General features: G+C 44.2%; 18 protein-coding genes and 1 tRNA gene. 3 read left to right on the forward strand and 16 right to left on the reverse strand.

Annotated features, from left to right (window positions below; genetic code table 11):
* The 6 genes from PN499_RS05435 to PN499_RS05460 form a co-directional block, all read right to left on the reverse strand.
* The coding region (locus tag PN499_RS05435; RefSeq protein WP_272030674.1) for a tetratricopeptide repeat protein at positions 1-1,063 on the reverse strand (1,063 nt) is incomplete at its 3' end.
* Between the two features lie 395 nt (positions 1,064-1,458).
* The gene (locus PN499_RS05440) at positions 1,459-2,337 is read right to left on the reverse strand and encodes a calcium-binding protein (RefSeq protein ID WP_272030675.1); all 879 of its coding nucleotides are present in this window, start codon (positions 2,335-2,337) and stop codon (positions 1,459-1,461) included.
* Positions 2,338-3,456: 1,119 nt separating this feature from the next.
* Positions 3,457-3,624 carry a hypothetical protein gene (locus PN499_RS05445; protein ID WP_272030676.1) on the reverse strand — a complete coding sequence of 56 codons (168 nt, stop codon included), beginning with the start codon at positions 3,622-3,624 and terminating at the stop codon, positions 3,457-3,459.
* Positions 3,625-3,917: 293 nt separating this feature from the next.
* Positions 3,918-4,208 carry a hypothetical protein gene (locus PN499_RS05450; protein ID WP_272030677.1) on the reverse strand — a complete coding sequence of 97 codons (291 nt, stop codon included), beginning with the start codon at positions 4,206-4,208 and terminating at the stop codon, positions 3,918-3,920.
* Positions 4,209-4,351: 143 nt separating this feature from the next.
* Positions 4,352-5,392 carry a glycosyltransferase family 2 protein gene (locus PN499_RS05455; RefSeq protein WP_272030678.1) on the reverse strand — a complete coding sequence of 347 codons (1,041 nt, stop codon included), beginning with the start codon at positions 5,390-5,392 and terminating at the stop codon, positions 4,352-4,354.
* 53 nt (positions 5,393-5,445) lie between these two features.
* On the reverse strand, positions 5,446-6,192 hold the full coding sequence (locus PN499_RS05460; protein ID WP_272030680.1) for a C40 family peptidase: 747 nt from the start codon (positions 6,190-6,192) through the stop codon (positions 5,446-5,448).
* Between the two features lie 370 nt (positions 6,193-6,562).
* Between PN499_RS05460 and PN499_RS05465 the strand changes: the two genes are divergently transcribed.
* Positions 6,563-7,498, forward strand: a complete 936-nt coding sequence (locus PN499_RS05465) for a serine hydrolase (RefSeq protein ID WP_272030681.1) — start codon at positions 6,563-6,565, stop codon at positions 7,496-7,498.
* A gap of 183 nt (positions 7,499-7,681) precedes the next feature.
* Here PN499_RS05465 and PN499_RS05470 read toward each other — a convergent pair.
* The 3 genes from PN499_RS05470 to PN499_RS05480 all read right to left on the reverse strand — a co-directional run bounded on the left by PN499_RS05470 (position 7,682) and on the right by PN499_RS05480 (position 9,949).
* Positions 7,682-7,773 (reverse strand) — tRNA-Ser (locus tag PN499_RS05470).
* 106 nt (positions 7,774-7,879) lie between these two features.
* Positions 7,880-9,040: a patatin-like phospholipase family protein gene (locus tag PN499_RS05475; RefSeq protein ID WP_272030682.1), complete on the reverse strand. Its 1,161-nt coding sequence runs from the start codon at positions 9,038-9,040 to the stop codon at positions 7,880-7,882.
* 48 nt (positions 9,041-9,088) lie between these two features.
* Positions 9,089-9,949: a mechanosensitive ion channel family protein gene (locus PN499_RS05480; RefSeq protein ID WP_272030683.1), complete on the reverse strand. Its 861-nt coding sequence runs from the start codon at positions 9,947-9,949 to the stop codon at positions 9,089-9,091.
* Positions 9,950-10,306: 357 nt separating this feature from the next.
* Here PN499_RS05480 and PN499_RS05485 point away from each other — a divergent pair, with 357 nt between their 5' ends.
* The gene (locus tag PN499_RS05485; RefSeq protein WP_272030684.1) at positions 10,307-10,546 is read left to right on the forward strand and encodes a hypothetical protein; all 240 of its coding nucleotides are present in this window, start codon (positions 10,307-10,309) and stop codon (positions 10,544-10,546) included.
* 8 nt (positions 10,547-10,554) lie between these two features.
* A complete protein-coding gene (locus PN499_RS05490) occupies positions 10,555-10,722 on the forward strand; it encodes a hypothetical protein (RefSeq protein ID WP_272030685.1) in 168 nt (55 codons plus the stop codon).
* Between the two features lie 132 nt (positions 10,723-10,854).
* Here PN499_RS05490 and alr read toward each other — a convergent pair whose 3' ends face one another.
* The 7 genes from alr to PN499_RS05525 form a co-directional block, all read right to left on the reverse strand.
* Complete coding sequence (gene alr, locus PN499_RS05495; RefSeq protein WP_272030686.1) at positions 10,855-12,081, reverse strand: alanine racemase; 1,227 nt, start codon at positions 12,079-12,081, stop codon at positions 10,855-10,857.
* Positions 12,082-12,183: 102 nt separating this feature from the next.
* Positions 12,184-13,011, reverse strand: coding sequence for a Uma2 family endonuclease (locus tag PN499_RS05500; protein ID WP_272030687.1), 828 nt, complete (start codon positions 13,009-13,011; stop codon positions 12,184-12,186).
* Between the two features lie 123 nt (positions 13,012-13,134).
* On the reverse strand, positions 13,135-13,410 hold the full coding sequence (locus tag PN499_RS05505; protein WP_272030688.1) for a hypothetical protein: 276 nt from the start codon (positions 13,408-13,410) through the stop codon (positions 13,135-13,137).
* A gap of 239 nt (positions 13,411-13,649) precedes the next feature.
* Positions 13,650-14,120: an SMI1/KNR4 family protein gene (locus PN499_RS05510; protein ID WP_272030689.1), complete on the reverse strand. Its 471-nt coding sequence runs from the start codon at positions 14,118-14,120 to the stop codon at positions 13,650-13,652.
* A gap of 191 nt (positions 14,121-14,311) precedes the next feature.
* Complete coding sequence (locus PN499_RS05515) at positions 14,312-14,707, reverse strand: deaminase domain-containing protein (protein ID WP_272030690.1); 396 nt, start codon at positions 14,705-14,707, stop codon at positions 14,312-14,314.
* Positions 14,708-15,491: 784 nt separating this feature from the next.
* Positions 15,492-17,174: an NAD(P)H-quinone oxidoreductase subunit 4 gene (locus PN499_RS05520; protein WP_272030691.1), complete on the reverse strand. Its 1,683-nt coding sequence runs from the start codon at positions 17,172-17,174 to the stop codon at positions 15,492-15,494.
* Positions 17,175-17,521: 347 nt separating this feature from the next.
* On the reverse strand, positions 17,522-17,767 hold the full coding sequence (locus PN499_RS05525; RefSeq protein WP_272030692.1) for a hypothetical protein: 246 nt from the start codon (positions 17,765-17,767) through the stop codon (positions 17,522-17,524).
* Between the last annotated feature and the right edge of the window lie 310 nt (positions 17,768-18,077).

Here is an 18,077-nt window from a genome sequence, read left to right on the forward strand (position 1 = left end):
CCTTCTTCCTTCTTCCTTCTTCCTTCGGCCCGATTAGTGCTCTGAGAAATAGATAACAAGCAGCATTCGCCTGTTGCAATTGATCTTGTTCTTGACTAGATGCGATCGCGCTCGCCTCTACCAATTCACAATAAGCCTCAACAAATTCAGGTTTAAGATCGATCGCCTGGTGAAAATAGGGTATTGCTGAGGCAAATTTTCCCAGTGCCATCAGAGAAAAACCACAGTCAGTATAAGCTGAAATGTAATTGGGGTTGAGTTCTATCACCCGCTGAAAACATGAGACGGCCTGTTCGTGGCGGCTTTGCATTTGCCAAGCTTTACCTAAGTTATAATGAGCCAACTCCATGTCAGGTTCGAGTTCAAGGGCTCGACGGTAGGCGGCGATCGCATCTTCTGGCTGTTTCTCTAGCAGCACTTGACCGAGGTTATTGTGGAGAGTAGCCCAGTCTGGCTTAACGGCAATTCCTTGTTGATAAGTGGCGATCGCCTCTTCAAATTTCCCCTGTTTAACCAGAGTACAGCCCAAATTACTGTATGCTTTCACATATTTAGGCGCGATCGCAATTACCTGGGCGTAGCTTTCAACGGCCGCCGCTAACTCATTCTGTTGGTCAAAAACCAGACCTAAATTATAATAAGCATCAGCATAATTTGGCCTGAGAGCGATCGCCGCGCGGTAGCTACCAACAGCCCCCGGTAAATTTCCCTGCTTCTGAAATACATTCCCCAGATTGTAATGTACCTCTGACCAGTCGGGTTTAAGGATCAGAGCTTGCTGGTAGTGGTAAGCAGCTTCATCCAACCACCAATATTCTGCATATAACTGACCTAAGTAAGCATGAGCAAGGGCAAACTGGGGATCGAGTTCTAGCACTTTAGTATAAGCATCTCTGGCTCCCGTCGGCTCGCCTTGAGCTTCTAGGGCCTCTCCCAAAATCATGTAAGCTGCGATCGCATCCGGCTGTTGCTCAATGACTTGTTGACAAATCGCGATCGCCCCTGTCACATTTCCCTGAGCCAAATAAGTTTGAGCTTGTCTAATAGATTCTTCAATTTTCATTGATCTTGCACAATTGTCAAAAACCTGTAGGGGCGGGTTCGCCAACAGCTTTAAAGGATACCCAAAGACTCAAAAACCCGCCCCCACCCCGCGATCAAGTCCTGGATTAACAGTATTGATCCGGGGCGGGTTTTCTGGATTTCTCTCTTGTACTGGAGATCCTGGCGAACCCGCCCCTACGGGAAGTATGTCTAATTAACCGGAATTGATATTATTCCTTAAAAAGCTGGAGTTTTATAGTTTTCACTGCATAAGTCCTATTTCTAAAACATACAAGAAAGTGTGCATAGAGTTTCAACCTCTCGCACACTTTATCTTGATAATTAAATCTTTTTGAGAGGTGAGGAAAGGTATCTGGAGGATCTCCAGTACCACTCTCACCCTCAAAAGCCGTTTTAGAACAACTCGAAGTTGTTGGAAGTGATCTGGAGTCCGCCTTGCAGTTGAGCCAAGGATTGAACTCCGTTGCCGGTGTTGTAGTACAACAGACCGGTGTTGGGGTCGTAGATGACTTTGTTAGCAGTGCTACCCGGAGCATTCGGGTTGAAGTTAGCCTGGACTACAAACTCTGTCGCCTCGAAAGTACCGCCCAGACCACCGAAGGCAGCCTTAGCAAGTGCAATCTTATCGTCTGTCACACTGAAGTCAGTGATCGTGTCTATGCCACCCTCCGAAAGCGAAGAAGTGAAGGCGAATGTATCATTACCAGCACCACCAGTCAGGATGTCCGACCCGCGATCGCCAGCCAGGGAGTCATTGCCAGCACCGCCATTGATCGTGTCACTACCTTTACCGCCATAGATGGTATCGTTGCCGTCGTCACCGCTGAGTACGTCATTACCCACCAGACCAAAGGCTCGGTCATTGCCAGTGCCGCAGCCTATATTGTCAGGACCTCCAGAAATATTACCAGGGCGACCTAGATCGTCACCGTAAATCACGTCATCGCCACCGCCGCCAGAAACGGTGTCTCCGCCAAAGCCGCCAACGAGGAAATCGTTACCGTCTCCACCATCAACGACATCATTGCCTTTGCCGCTGTAGACAGTATCATTGCCAGAGCCTGCTACGACGGTATCGCTGCCAGTGCTAGTCTTTACGTAATCGTTGCCAGCACCAGCATTGAGCAGATCGTTGCCGCTAAAGGTTTCGATGCTATCGCTGCCTGAGCTGCCACTTAGTCTGTTATCGCCGGCTACGCCTGCAATATCAAGACCACCTTGGGCGTTGGGCGTTGAACTCGCCGGTTGAGTAGGGTTCGTTACCTGTGTCATTTACACTCCTCCTTAAGATTTGCAAGAATCATTTTTCTACAATACACTTTTCCCTCCAGTGGGATTCAAAAAATCAAACCGGATTGCGGTTGAGACCCTCATTGACCCGGCTGGTATAAGCTGTCACGTAATTTAACTTGTCATTTAGAGAGCCTTGGGGCCGGAGGCAATTCCTTGCTCCGTTCAGTAGCGAAGCTGGAATGCTTTCTACACTGGACTCTCGACTCCACAACTCTCTCCTCCTAACCAAAATAATCCACTTAGATGAATGCGAGTCTATCATAGACATCACGAGCAAGGCTAGTGATTTTAACTACAACAAGAGCCGGATCTTACAGAGGAAGGTTTTTGGTCTCATCGCTCCCCCCTGGATGAATCGCGCTGCCTTCACCTACTTAAAAGGCAAGTAATTGTAAATACTTGCTTAGAACAGGAACGCGAATAAACACTGGACTCTGTTTTTGACAGACCGTGCAACCGAAAAAATAGTTCCCCTCCTGCGACAATTTTTTCAATTGTAAATTGCCAGAAAGTTTGACAATTTGCTTAGTTGGTTGTTAACCTGTGCATCCACAAGCTTTTTAACTAACTTGCTTTATTAAAGGAAAAATATCAAGAAAAGTCAAGTAGTATGACTGATTGTTACGCAAATTCTGGAGCAAAAGTCAAAACTGCGGTTGAGCGTTAGCCCAAAGTTGACCCAAAAAGCTTAGGAATTATACCTCTGGGTACTGTACCCTCAGTAATTTCCACAGTATCCACAACTATAAAAGTATATATTGCTACAAATCCTACCCGTAGCTCTTACTGAGAGATTTTTACCGCGATCGCTCCTGTTTGCTCAGCCCGACTAGAATAAGATAGGGCTATAAGTTAAGCTAGATCGACCTTAAAATTATAATAGTTTTCAATATATTACTTAACTATTTCCTCAATTTGCAGTGCTAACAGTTTCACAAAGGTAGCTTCTGGTCGAGAAAAAAAACGTTCAAGCATCGACATCTGGGGAGGGAATTCATTTTCTGGTGAAAGGCTATTACACCAGTCTTAAGTTAAATTTGCTCCACACGCACCAGTTAAATTGTCTTGTGAAAATTATTTGCCTGCCTCTACTCGTCCCTATTTTCCTGTTAGCAGGGTTGAAGTCGCTGTCTCATAGCTAGAGAGTTTAACAGCCGCTTCGCTCTCAAAAATACAATGAAGTGAAGTAGCTGCATAGTAGGTCAGTGCTAGGATTGACAAAGCATTCAGCACTCGATAAATTGGCTTATCAGACATTGTGTTCATTTGAGTTCCCCTAGTTATTAAAACAGTAAACGTTCTCTAGCAGTTTTTAATTGGGTTGGCGCTGCGGTCAATTACCAGCGATTACCAATTACCAACTTCATAATCCCTCCTTTAGCATTTATTCGGTATCTGACTAAAGAAAGATTCTGCGAAGAGTAGCTAGAGAAACCTTTATCTGGCACTCAGCTATAGCCCCAATACTCGCAACTTCAGGACTTAGCAGCGATTAATTGTCTTAAATGTAGTATTAAGCACGAATCTGAAACCTATCTTAAGGCATACCTACCTCTATACTATTCGGATGGAGAATTAGTTACTATCGGATGCGGATGTTCGATCGTGCCATCATCGCCCTCCATAATTTCTGGAATTTCGTCATCCTCTACTGTTTTTTGCGCTTGACTCTTTTTACTAGCCAGTTCCAGAATTGAGAACGGTAAAACTATCGGCCAGAACAGAGGGCCAATCATCAAAGCTATCCAAGATATGCGGTCATCCTTTGGGGTGGTAGTGTCGCCCCAAAACTTTGCGAACCAAATACAGAAAACCACCAGAGTAATGACTAAATAGCCGAGAACGATCATTGTTTTTGAGATATTTTACATTGCATCGATGTTCTAAAAAAATCATTGAATATAAAATCGATTCCAATCAATCTTCCAACTTCAACATTAATAAGTCATGGGTTTACGAGCTTTATTAAGCCATAAACCCGATGTCCTCAGCCCTACTTATTACCAAAAATTTCGCGCACTCGATAAATTGGTCTTCCCTGAGATTCGTGATAAGTACGCATCAAAATTTCTGCTAACAAACCAAAGCTAAATAACTGGACACCAGCTAATAGCATAACTACAGCTAAAATCAGCAAAGGACGATGGCCAATACTTTGACCTAAACCAAGTTTTAGGATAGTCAAATAAATACCTAAACCAGTACCCAATACCATCGAAATCATCCCTAACAAGCCAAAAACGTGCATTGGTCGAGTTAGAAACTTTTTCATAAAAGTAATGGTGAGCAAATCCATCAATACCCGGAATGTACGCCAGATACCATATTTGCTTTTACCATAGCGACGAGCATGATGTCGCACTGGCATCTCCGAAATTCTCGCCCCTTCAATAAAGGCTAAAGCGGGCAAAAATCGGTGCAATTCTCCGTAAAGATTCAAATCTGCGGCTAATTCTGCCCGATAAGCTTTTAGAGAACAACCGTAGTCGTGTAAATTTACACCCGTTACTCGACTAATTAACAAATTGGCTAGTTTCGATGGTAGCAGACGGCTAATAGAATTGTCTTGTCTTTTTTGCCGCCAACCGCTGACTAAATCATAACCTTCATCTAACTTAGCGATTAAGACGGGAATATCGGCTGGATCGTTTTGCAAATCCCCATCTAAAGTAACTATTACACGACCAAGAGCGTGATTAAACCCCGCTGACATTGCGGCAGTTTGTCCGTAATTGCGCCGCAAAATTACAGCCCGGAGGTCATTCCTGCTGTTAGCCTGTTCCTTGAGTAATTGAGCAGAACCATCTTTAGAGCCGTCATCGACGCAGATGATTTCATAGCTGAGTCCAGATGTCTGAAGGCTGGATGCGATCGCCTCTATTAAGTGAGGCAAACTCTCCACTTCATTGTAAATCGGAACTACCACCGAAACATCAGGTGCCGCCTGTGTATCACCTGGTTCCCCTGCCAATTTTTCTAAAAATAACGCCGTACTCACTTCTCTACCACCTATTGCAAATTCATCATTAGACATTTTCTGTCAGTTTTCTGGGATATAGTACCAAAACAATCGCAACTAACAAATACTTATGAGCCATTGAAACTATAACTTTTGACTACTCTACCAGCACCTCGCAACAGCCGATAGTACCTCTGACTAACGAGATCCCCTTCCGCCGACAAAATATCAATGCCGATGCCGTTGCGTCCTTGTTCTTTCCCAGAACTGTGAATGTAATGCCCCTCTCCTAGATATAATCCTACATGAGTGGCCTTTTCGGTTGTTCCAAAAAAAATTAAGTCGCCTGGTTGTAAAGATGCTAAGGCAATTGGTTGGGTAAAAGCTTCCTGCTGATAAGCATCTCTGGGCAACCAAATCCCTAGAGAGGCAAAGGCAGCTTGCATTAGTCCTGAACAGTCATAATTTGGGCCAACTGTCCCTCCCCAGAGATAATGGTTAGGTTGGTTCATGGCGTGGCGGGTAAAGGCGATCGCACTTGGTAACTTATCTCTAATTTCAGCTTCCGAAATCACTTTAGCTTGATAGGGTTTTTCAGCTACCTCTAACAACTGTGCATCTTGGACAGCTAACCATCCTGGATAGTCATCCTCGCACAGCCGAAGTGCGTAGGCGTAGCCAGCCGCAGGCATCGCTACCTCAAGATTATCCTTCCTTCCCTCAGATCCCAGGGGTACTGGGGAGTCCAAGACTATTCGCAAATGTCTCCCCGCCGCCGCCTGAGTTGCCAAGCGATCGCACTTCGGGGAATCATAGATATTGATATTGGCTTGGCATTGATACTCGATAGTATCCGATAATTGGTAATTGGTCATTGGTAATGGCTAATGGCTAATTGCTAATGGCTAATGGCTAATTGCTAATTGCTAATTGCTAATTGCTAATTGCTAAGTCTGTGGACATATATTATTGTGTGTCATTGCGAGTGAAACGTTGGCGTAGCCTGCCCGTCAGGCCGAGAGCAATCTCCCTTAACCTAATGTCCCCCTCAGTGCTTTAGACTGCTAGAGTGGTAAAATTAGCACAATTAGTAGAGTACGTCAAAAGCCAAAACTCTGATAAATCAATGCTATTTAACAGTTAACTGTTAACTGGGAATTCCCATCTCCCAGTCTCCCAGTCTCCTTCTTCCTTCCTTCTTCCCTCTTCCTTCTTCCCTCTTCCTTCTTCCTTCTTCCTTCTGCTATGACATTTTTCCACAAAGACGAACAATTAGAAACCCTTGGCAATAAGATTGTAGAGACAACTAAGGCAAAATTTCCCGAATTGGCTGCCGATCGCATAGCCGTTACTTGGATAGTTTACGATCCTCCTGTGATAGTAAATACAGGTGGAGCCCTAAGTCCAGCCGAATTCTGGAAATATCAAGTACGAGGTTTTAGCGATCGCGGTAACGATCGCATTTACCCAGCCAGCGTTGTTAAGCTATTTTACCTCGTAGCTATTTACGAATGGTTGGAAAAAGGCATGGTGCAACTAACATCAGAGCTAAATCGCGCTATCCGAGATATGATAGTTGATTCCAGCAACGATGCTACAAGTCTGGTATTAGACGTTCTGACAGGCACTACTAGCGGCCCAGAATTGCCGCCAGGGCCTTTTGAAACTTGGCAAAAACAGCGCAATATTGTCAACCGTTATTTTCAGTCTCTCAACTGGGAAGAATTAGAAACGATTAATGTCAATCAAAAAACATGGTGTGATGGCCCTTACGGTCGGGAACGAGCTTTTTTGGGAGAATTAATGGAAAATCGCAATATGCTGACAACTAATGCAGCAGCGCGTTTGCTACATAGTATTATTGGTGGAGTGGCTGTGTCTTCTAAGGTTTCACAAGCAATGATGGCTTTGATGAAGCGATCGCTAGATCCCACAGACTTAGCCGCAGATCCTGAAAATCAGGTGACAGGTTTCTTAGGTGGTGGACTTCCCCTAAATGCGAATTTGTGGTCAAAAGCTGGTCTTACAAGCACAGTTCGCCATGATGCAGCTTATATTGAATTGCCCAACTTACAGCCTTATTTGCTAATCGTATTTACTGAAGGGAAAGCAAATAGTAAGAATGAGGAAATTTTGCCCTTTGTTTCAGCGCAATTTGTAGAAGCAATGCAAAGTTTATAAGTTATTTTAATTGCAAGGTGGGCGCTGCTATTATCTAATCGCATGAAATACGATCGCGGTTCAGCGCCCACCCTACATTCCTGAAATTATTAATTTATTAGTTTATTAATTTATTAATTAATTTATTAGTTTATTAATTAATTTTTAATTTTTAATTTTTAATTTTTAATTTTTAATTGAAAACGGAGAGGGAGGGATTCGAACCCTCGGATAGGAGTTACCTGCCTATCAACAGATTAGCAATCTGCCGCTTTCGACCACTCAGCCACCTCTCCCGACGAGCGACTCTCATCATAACACATAATTTTCCTTTTGCATCCACTTCGGTAAAAAAAATTTGAAACCCTTGCAAAACAAGACATTGCAGCCTTTTCGCAGCCACTAGGGAATCATCGGGCCATCCCCAGAATTTGCCACAGCCCCAAAACCCCTAGCGATTAGATGCTTTTCCCAACTCCAAACTGGATTCAGGAAGAACTTTTTAGTGTACTCGTATCCCAATCGATAGAGTTGAGCCTTGCGGTCAACGCTGAGGTTGAAGTCCGTCGCCGTCACCTTCGCTTCAGTCACATCAATATTAATCACCCGACCCTTATCCATCTCCCGTTGATGGTAACGATCTCTAGCATTCATCATGGTTCTGAACACCGCTGACAATAGACTCAAGGGGCCGTTGACACTGACTTGATCTTCAATTCCCTTGTCAAGCAATCGAAAGCCAAAAGTAAACCAGCGAGGCGGCTGTAAATTCACACCAGGTTCGCGGTCATAAATCCATAAGGGAAAATTGCTCAAAATTCCCCCATCCACAATCAAATTATTTGCTAGCTTTCCGGGCTCAAAAAACAGGGGAATGCTCATCGACAGTCGCACAGCCTCAGCAACGCTAAAATCTTCAGCATTCACAAGTTGCATTAGCTCATACAAACTATCGTATCCAGGCGGATCGCGGCGCTGCAAGTCATCGGGTAACACCAACATCTCCCCCCGACTAATATCAGAAACAACTACCTTCAACTCGCGACCGCGACCCTTAAGCTTCACATCTGCAAAGGTTCTGAGATTGCCAACGCTGAGAGTTTCTTGCAACCAATTGCGAAAAGGCTCAGAAGAATACTCTCCCATTTGGCGAGAGATAGTCAGCAAAGCGATCATCCCCACTGGAAAGTGCAAGTCATCAGCCGGATCGCCATTCCAAATCAGGGGGCTAGTTTTCTTGGTGAGGAATTTATCGTTGTAGTCTAATTCCCCTAAAATCTTCTCTAACTCGTCAATAGAGAAATCCGCTGCTAAAAATGCAGCCGTAATTGCACCCGCAGAAGTGCCGGCTAATTTGCGCCACCGTAGGCCCAAATCGGCGCAACATCGCAGGGCACCTAAAAAAGCAATCCCCCTCACGCCGCCACCCTCGAAAATTGCATCCGCATAAATCTGACCTTCATCGTCAGGAGGCGGCATTTTCTTGAGAATAATTTCTTTCTCTGCTTGAGAAAGCCTTAAATTTCCTTGTTCTAGAATCTGCTGGGGATACCACTTGGCCATAGCGAATGCCTGATTAAGTCCTAAAGATATTAGATTTTAGATCGGGAACTATTCGGGAGGTTCTGGTTCTGGAGGTTTTGTAGCATCTAGGGCTTCCTTCACTCGTTGCTGGACTTGCGATCGCACTTGTTCGTAAGCCACCGCCGCACACCAAGGCCGTAAATTTAATACTGTGGCATCGTTGGAGATAGATGTCACTAGACAAGTCGGCTCTGGCTCATCTAAAACTAGCGGATGAGATGAAGCCACTTCCAAAAACTGAGCAATAGTCGGGCCAACGGCGCGATCGCCAATATTCACCTCAATATCAACCCGTCTTGTCCCCATAGCCGTCGTATTTTTCAGCGTACCGTTAAATAGCTGACTATTAGGTACTGTAATTTTTACATGATCTGCTGTTACTAGGGTCGTGGAAAAAATACCAATACTGTCCACTACCCCCGCTACGTTTCCTCCTTCAATAAAATCTCCGACTTCAAATGGCCGCAAACTAATCAGCATTACCCCCGCAGCGAAGTGAGATAGGGTATTTTGCCATGCTAAACCGATCGCTAAACCCGCAGCCCCCACTACCGCCACTAAGCTAGCAGTCTGAATTCCCAACTTATTGAGAGCCGCCACCGCACCCACGACAAAAATCACAATCTCAGCGGCTTGTATTAGGAATTTTCGCAGGGTGGGCTCTGTACGGCCCAAGGCGCGACGAGTAAAGCGGCCAGCGATACCACTAGCAAACCGTGCAATCAATAAAATACCAATTGCCCAGAGAACTTGAGGGACTATTTGAAACCCTAGTTCTAGTATTTTTTTCCAGAATTCTATGGCTACTTGCAAAGTCTGGAATTTCTCAGGATCTAGCGATGTTAGTGAAGTTTGGGCAATAGTTATAGATGACCTGATGGCTGTCATATCGGAATTTGTTAGTGGTTAGTGGTTAGTGGTTAGTGGTTGATTGTTGGTTGCGATCGCATTGACTAAGGGAAAAGATCCCAGATTCTTGATAGTCTTTATAATAACTAAGGGAAGCGATCGGTTATAAGTCTCTTTCTCATAACTTAAGTAGGCACACTAGATAATATTGTTTAAGTCCCGTTAGAATATTACACTGCTGGTATGACTCCAAAGTCAGAATTGTGCGTAACAACATTGGACTCCGGCTCAGTCGAGTTGCGGTGCGCTCCTATTTAGCGTCTCCTTGGCTGTTTCTGCCACCAATTGTTTCAGTCCTGACTAGGATAAACTTTCATAAATTTTAAGAGGTAATCAATGGCAACTATTCGTGACGTTCAAGGCGATCCGAGTTCAGCGTGGGATGATTTGAGTTGGACAGATATGAACAGCGCTGAGCAAAAACTCTGGGCGGTGCTAGGTTGGGATGAGGATAGTTGGGAAGAAGAGACTGACCCTCCTGAGTCTAACGATCGATACTGGGAAGATTTAACCGATGCTGAGAAGAATGCGGCGCTCGAACTTGGTTATACACAAGAATTATGGGATGAGGAATAAATAACTAGGTGGCGATCGCAACTCCACTTGATAGAGTTTACTGGCAACAAAAGCCTGCTAGTCTGTGGCGATCGCTATCCGCGATCGCACTCTCTAAACTGATAGGACTTACGCTTATGGCTCCAGAAACCGGGTTTTTGAGAGAATCTGCGGGGCATAACGAAGTATTTTCGTAAAAAACCCGGTTTCTTTGGTTGGATGCGTAAGTCCTGAATAATTTGGAGAATTGGTATAACAATCAAAAATCAACAACTAACAACCAACAACCAACAACTAACAACTAACAACTAACAACTAACAACTAACAATTAACCATTATCAACAGCTATGCGAGGAAGACGGTGTTTAAAACTACAGAGAATTTCCCAGGAAATTGTACCTAATTCTGCGGCCCAATCATCAGCGGAAATTTGATTTTCCCCATCATTACCTAACAGCGTCACGACTTCGCCAACTTCTAAATCGGGAATAGAAGTTACATCTAGCATGATTTGATCCATAGTAATCGCTCCTACTTGCGACACCCATTGACCCCTGACTAAAACCTTCATTTTATTTGATAAATTGCGGGGTATTCCATCAGCGTAGCCAATGCCAATTACTGCTAAGCGTATTTCACGCTCGGCTATAAATTTATAGCCGTAGCTAACACCAGTTCCCGCTTCAATGGTTTTTACTTGGGTTACTTTTGCTTTTACCTGCATTACAGGTTTTAAGTCAATAACTGACTGCAAATGTGGTGCTGGATATAAGCCGTAAGTAGCTAAACCGACTCGTACCATGTCATAGTGTAAGCTCTTGTCAGCTAAGGCGGCGGCTGAATTTGCTAAGTGCAAACGAGGGCTAGATTTTGGATTTAGGAATAGTTCTGAGTTCTGTATTTCGCAGTTGGCGATCGCAGATTCAAATCGCTGCTGCTGTTGTTTCATCACTGTGAAGTCTGGACTATCAGCCGTAGCTAGGTGAGAATAGATGCTGGCTAATTCTAAATTTGGCGATCGCACTACTAACTGTACAAACTCAGCGGCTTGTTGCCAAGGAGATCCTAACCGTGACATCCCCGTATCCAGCTTGACGTGAACGGGCAAAGATTTGTTAAGAGTGCCGAGCACTTCTGAAAAAACTAGGGCTTGCTTGGGAGTGCAGATGGTAGGTTGTAATTGCCAATGGGCGATCGCTTCTACTTGTTCCGGCGTGTGAGTTGCCCCTAAAATCAAAATTGGTGCGTTGATGCCGCGATCGCGCAATTCTATCCCTTCTGGAATCGTCGCCACTCCCAGCCAACTAGCACCTGCCTCTAAAGCCGTTTGAGCAACCGTAACCGCACCGTGACCGTAAGCATCAGCCTTTACAACTGTCATCAGAGCCGTTTTGGAGGATAATGAAAGCTTAAGCTGGCGCACGTTGTGGGCTAAAGCGGCTAAATCAATTTCTACCCAAGCTCGTTGGCAAAGTCCACCGTAGGCATCCCATCGCGTTCTCTGGCGATCTTCTCTTGTCGGTATCTCTAGAGGGGTCTGCTCCCAACTTAACATTACGACTCACTCCTACTTAACTTACACCACTAACAAAACTACAGGGGCAGCGATTAATCGGGATAGCTGCACCCTGAAACAATCAATTTTATTAGATGCGGCTCAAGATTGAGAATACTGGCTAACTTCCTCTACTGATAAACCCAGCGCTTCTGCTACTTGTTCTGTATTCAATCCCATTGCTAACAACCGAGGGATAGCAGCCCGTCGCGATCGCGCTTCTGCACTCAAAGCTTCCTCTGCTAAAGAAGCTCTTTCTGCACCTGTCAGCAGCAAATTACCCTCACTGTCCCACCACCGCAGCCATAGCATTGTCTGGTTTTGATAGCTACCTTGCCATAGTCCTAACTCTAGGTTAATGGGTGCGATCGCATAACGACCGCGATCGTTCGGAACTAACTTCTGATAAAACCCATTGATCAGGTTATACACCTCCAGCCTGCCACTGCGGATCTCATAGATGCCATAATACGGAATCCGCATAATCCGCTCATAGACCCAAAACTTCCCAGGTCTTTGCACTTCACCCACGTCTGAGTAGGATAGCGGCGTTGTATCTCGCTCTTCTGAACCGTCTCCTGATGCGAACTCTAAGGCGATCGTGGGTGCTAGAAATTCCCGCCACAGCACGTAAGAGCGCCGAATTTGACCATCTAACATTGGTGGCACATTAGGCACATAAAACCAATCTGGAGCTTCTGCACCCTTTTCCAGGGGGTCAGTTTCTCGCCAGTAAATGCCACAGTCTTGACCAATAGCATACTGCCCATCGGGATGAAGCTTCTGCAACAGCGGGCCGATAGAATCAGTCAAAATAATGCTTTGGGGATGCTCCTGAAAATTTTTCACAAAAGTGCCGTCTTCCTCTGGCAGTTGAGTGTGGTCGGGGAAAGGAGGGGGAAGGAAAGTTTTTTCGGCTGCCTGGGTCATGTTACCTCTCAAGTATTGCAGCTTAGATACAGGATAAAACACTTTATATTTTAGTATAAAATGAGTAAAGGCGATATATCCATCTAAACTAATACCTTGTCCGTCTTAATGCAACGCTTCCATTTAGTTAGCAAGGAACCAACCTTCTATTAGTCCTTTTTTCTCAGGATTCGCTGATGTAATTACCTCAAACTGTTCCGATTTTAAAATAATGTTTTCATAATCAAATTCTCCGACTAAAGTGGGATCGGGAATTGCCAAATCAACCGCATAACCTTCTTCGGGAGTTTGATAACATTCAACTATTACACCAGTAATTCCTTTAGGAAAAATTCGATCGTCCCAAGTTGATGCAATATCAGTTAAAGTTTTGATTTGATCGTTAATTTGTGCTTTCATTAGTTATCTCCTTTATTGACTTTTAACCAAACCTGTTAGCAACAAATCGCCCTCGCTGTCCCACCATCGCCTGGTTTTAATAGCTACCTTGCGATAATCCTAACTCTAGGTCAATGGCTGCGATCGCATAATGACCGCGCGAGTTTGGAACCAATTGCTGATAAAACTAATTGTTTAACCTCTAACCCTTTAGATTCGATGTATATTGCTGATTGCAAAATAACAGTTAAACAGACTTCCTAACTAGCAAAAGCCGTCAAATACTTAGCTTGCAGTTCAATCTCTGTCGCCATAAATTCACTGAGTCTATTATGACTTCTAGTGAAAGAGGTTTGGTTTGTCCCTTCACAGTAGAAGTAAGTGGGTGGATCATCTCCTTCAGAAAGTCTAAAAAAGCTAAATTGATAACCCTGGTGCATAAAGAAAACAAACGCATCTTCTGGCAGAGTATTGGGAAAGTGATTTTCTTCTAAGAGTTCGATAGCCCACTCTTTTAAATAAGGTAGGTGTTTAAAAAAACAGTCCGACCCCTGCAAGACTCGACCTGCATTCTTCCCCATCCAGAGGAGAAACTCTTTATAGGCTTCCGGCAGCGAGAACCCCAACTTCTTCTCAAGCTCAGTAATTTCACGGTAAGTACAGCCCATTAGTTCATGCGGATTCACCAATTTGAGTTCTTTAAACCTTTCTTTGACTTGATCTAGATACATGGCTATTCACTCTTTTAACAACGTATTTGTAAAGTACATAGCGATTAAAAATCGCGACTACACAGCTAAAGTCCGCCTACGCCGACTCCTGGAAAATCAAGGGTGAAACCCGCCTCGGCGGGTTTCGTTTATATAGGCCTCGATAACTATTGCTGGCATTAGAAAGCCAGCTCGATCAGAACCCTCTCAGTCTACCCTCCATGATTCACCATCAACTCAATGTTTGGGAACAGGAGACGAAACTGATCGATTACAGAACTACAGGAAGCACAAGGCGGACGCTCTGTATATAAATTAACCGTTCCTTTAATATTTGGCATCTGCCCATATCGAGAGGCTAGCTCCTCAAGAAGCTTATATTCACTGTCATAGGCTCGCGAATGCCCATCGGGAACATCAAAGGTTTGAAAAAAGGGCTGCGTAGGTACCTCAACCGTTCCTCCAGGACTCCTTTTCCCGCTAATCCCTATTAGTTTGTCAGAATCATTCCCAATTTGGAAGACTGCAAGAGCGATATTTTTACCCCCTGAGACATTATGCTGTTGGCGAATTCTATTAATAGAATCTGTGAGGTTAAAAATCTCCATAAATGTTTATTTATAATGAAACAACAATATATTATATATTTGTAATTATACTGATTTAGAGCAAAGGCATTGCTTTTGCTTTTAGCGCTACGCTCTTATTAGGCTTCACACCCCCCTAACGGTTTCGGGATTACCACCTTGTCTATCCAAGGTGTTTATTAAGCAATACTTCGGACACTTTTTCAGGGGCAACGGTAGAATGCGGGTTTTAGGCTCCCCGATGCCCCAATTTTTAACGTTAGAATAAGGATTCCAGTCGTTTTCCTCAAAACAGTCCGTACTATTGTTAAGTATATTATAATCTAAAACTCCATATCTGTGTAAAAAATCGGTGTAAAAAATTTTTTTCTTCAGCTTTTTCTAGAACTAGATCCTGAGTTCACTCTCTCATCCAGCGATGCTTGCAAACGAGCGATCGCACAATGCACACATTTCATTTCATGAGCAATTCGATCTAGTTGTGTGAAAACAGGAGTTTGTTCTCGCACAGCTTGCGGATGTATAGCAAGGGCTTTAAATTATATTTAAAACTAAATTGGCTTAGTAAGTATGAAAGAGTCGATGTTTACTCTGCAACCTGATAGGGGCTACGTCGATAATTAGCAATGCACAATACGGGTTGAATGCGCCACATTTTAGTACCAATGTAAGAGTGAATGATACCAAAGCTTTTTGTGGTAACTTGCGCCTATTAATAAAAAGTTAAAGAAGTCCGCCCTAGTTTACTTGCAGAATGCAGTAAAAGGCGGACTAAGAAATAAGGCCTCTTTAAGCCGAATTGGTATTACTTAAAGATTCCCGCAACCGAGGGAGCTTCCGACTCTGCGATTTTAGGAGCTAAGATACTCTTGGCATAAATCTGAGGATTCTGTTGAGCTATTTGGATATATGATTCACGAACTTCAGCATTCACCGCCACAGTCGTTACATCGTAAACCTGTGTAGCCAACTTCGGATAGAAACCAATGCCGATAATTGGTATCAAGAAACACGCAGCGATAAACACTTCGCGAGGTCTGGCATCGCTAAAAACGGCATCCCCAGGCAAGACGCAACTATTACCAAAACAAGCCGCTTCCAGTTCTCCCGTATCTTTCAAATTACCATCAAGGTCACAGGTAGGTGCTACACCCGAATAGAATAACTGCCGTAACATTGATAGCAAATAAATCGGCGTTAAAATCAATCCCACTGCGGCTAAAAATACTGTGACAGCGCGGAAACTGGTGCTATAAATATCGCTGGTAGCCACACCCACAAATACCGAGAGTTCGCTAGCAAAACCGCTCATACCCGGAAGAGCTACAGATGCCATCACACCGATGGTAAATAAGGCAAAAACTTTGGGCATCACTTTACCAAGATCGCCCATTTCCGCTAAGGCCATTGTATGGGTGCGGTCATAAGTTACGCCTGCTAAGAAGAACAATACAGAGGCGATTAAACCGTGAGAAAGCATCTGCAATAGTGCGCCATTGATTCCCAAGTCAGTGAAGGATGCAATACCTAACAATACAAATCCCATGTGAGAGACTGAGGAGTAGGCTAAGCGGCGCTTCATGTTGTCCTGAGCAAAGGAGTTAAACGCGCCATAGATAATATTAATCACGCCCAACATCGCTAGAAGCGGTGCAAAATAAACGTGAGCATCCGGTAGAAGCTGTAAATTTAAGCGAATTAGTCCGTATCCGCCCATTTTCAGCAGTACGCCTGCCAAAATCATCGATACGGGAGAAGAAGCTTCACCGTGAGCGTCAGGTAGCCAGGTGTGGAGGGGGAAAATCGCCAGTTTAACGCCAAAGGCAATTAGCAATCCGGCGTAAAGCAGCAATTCTAAACCAAGGGGATAATTTTTCAGACCTAGTTCGACGATATCGAAGGTGATGTTACCACCACCGTAGAATGCCATTGCTAGGCCAGCTACGAGAATAAATATAGATGCGGCCGCTGTATATATCAAAAATTTTGTAGCAGCGTACTGACGGTTTTTACCGCCCCAAATCGAGATCAGCAGGTAGACGGGAATCAGTTCTAGTTCCCACATGATGAATAGCAGCAGCACGTCTTGGGCGACGAAGACCCCAATCTGCGCTGAGTACATCAATAACATTAGGAAATAAAACAGGCGGGGTTTGCGATCGACTTCCCACGCTGCAAAAATCGAAAGTGTTGTCACTAATCCAGCGAGAAGTACAAGCGGGAATGAGAGCCCGTCTACGGAAACTGACCAGGATAGACCTAACTGAGGTATCCAGGGATAGGTCTCTACGAGTTGAAATGTATTAAGGCTGGGGTCGTAATGTTTCCAAAAAACATAGGACATGAGAACAAAGTCGGCAACTGCTACTCCCAAGGCATACCACCGCACTTGCTTACCATCTTTATCGGGCAGCAGAGGGATTAGGGCAGAGGCAATGAGGGGAAGTAGGATAATTGTTGTCAGCCAGGGAAATTGAGCCTCGATCATGGCAGTGAGAAAAAATACTTAGCTGTGGATGAGGTTATTATACGAATATTTGTAACAATTTTTTTATAAATGTTTCTTTTTTTTGCAAAACAGGGCTGATTGCAGAAGGCAAAACATTATAGGACTTACGCTCAGGGTTCCAGAAACCGGGTTTTTTAGAGAATCTGTAGGTAAAAACGAAGTATTTTCGTCAAAAAACCCGGTTTCTTTGGTTTGGTGCGTAAGTCGTGCATTAGAAGCCTTACTTTTAGGCAGCTTTGTGTGTAAACAGTGCGATCGCTAACTGTAACAACTGCACTGCCACGATCGCTAAAGTGCGATCGCTCTTTTTTTCTCTGTCAGTAAATTTAGGAAGCGAGTAAAATCGGACACTCTGAAATTCGGCAAATATTAGATACTTTTGGCTGCAACACAACTCGCAGTTCGTGAGCGTACCGGGGAAGGGGATCGTTTTCTAACCAGATCGGCGGTACCATCATCACTTCATAGTAAGCGATGGTATGCAGAATCCCTGGCTGGGACTTCAATTCCACTGTTAAGCCTGCTCGATACTCAAATGCTTCTTCCCAGTCTGTATCTACATTTATATTCATAAATGACCCCATCTTAAATATTGCTTCTTTGTTAAATTTTACTCGACTATCTATGAATTTGAGAATATTCTGTAGTTTATAATACATTTTTTAACTTTTCTGTGAGGAATCGCTGACACTTAAAGGGATTGGTAATTGGTAATTGGTAATTGGTAATTGGTAATTGGTAATGGCTAATGGCTAATGGCTAATTGGGGAGAATGGGTGGATTTACCTCCCCATCTCCCCTATCTCCCCCATCTCCCCCATCTCCCCCATCTTCCCCATCCTCCCCATCCTCCCCATCTCCCCTGCTCCCCCGCTCCCCCTC

Origin of the sequence: Kamptonema animale CS-326, from assembly GCF_028330895.1 — a bacterium.
GTDB classification, from domain to species: domain Bacteria; phylum Cyanobacteriota; class Cyanobacteriia; order Cyanobacteriales; family Microcoleaceae; genus Kamptonema; species Kamptonema formosum.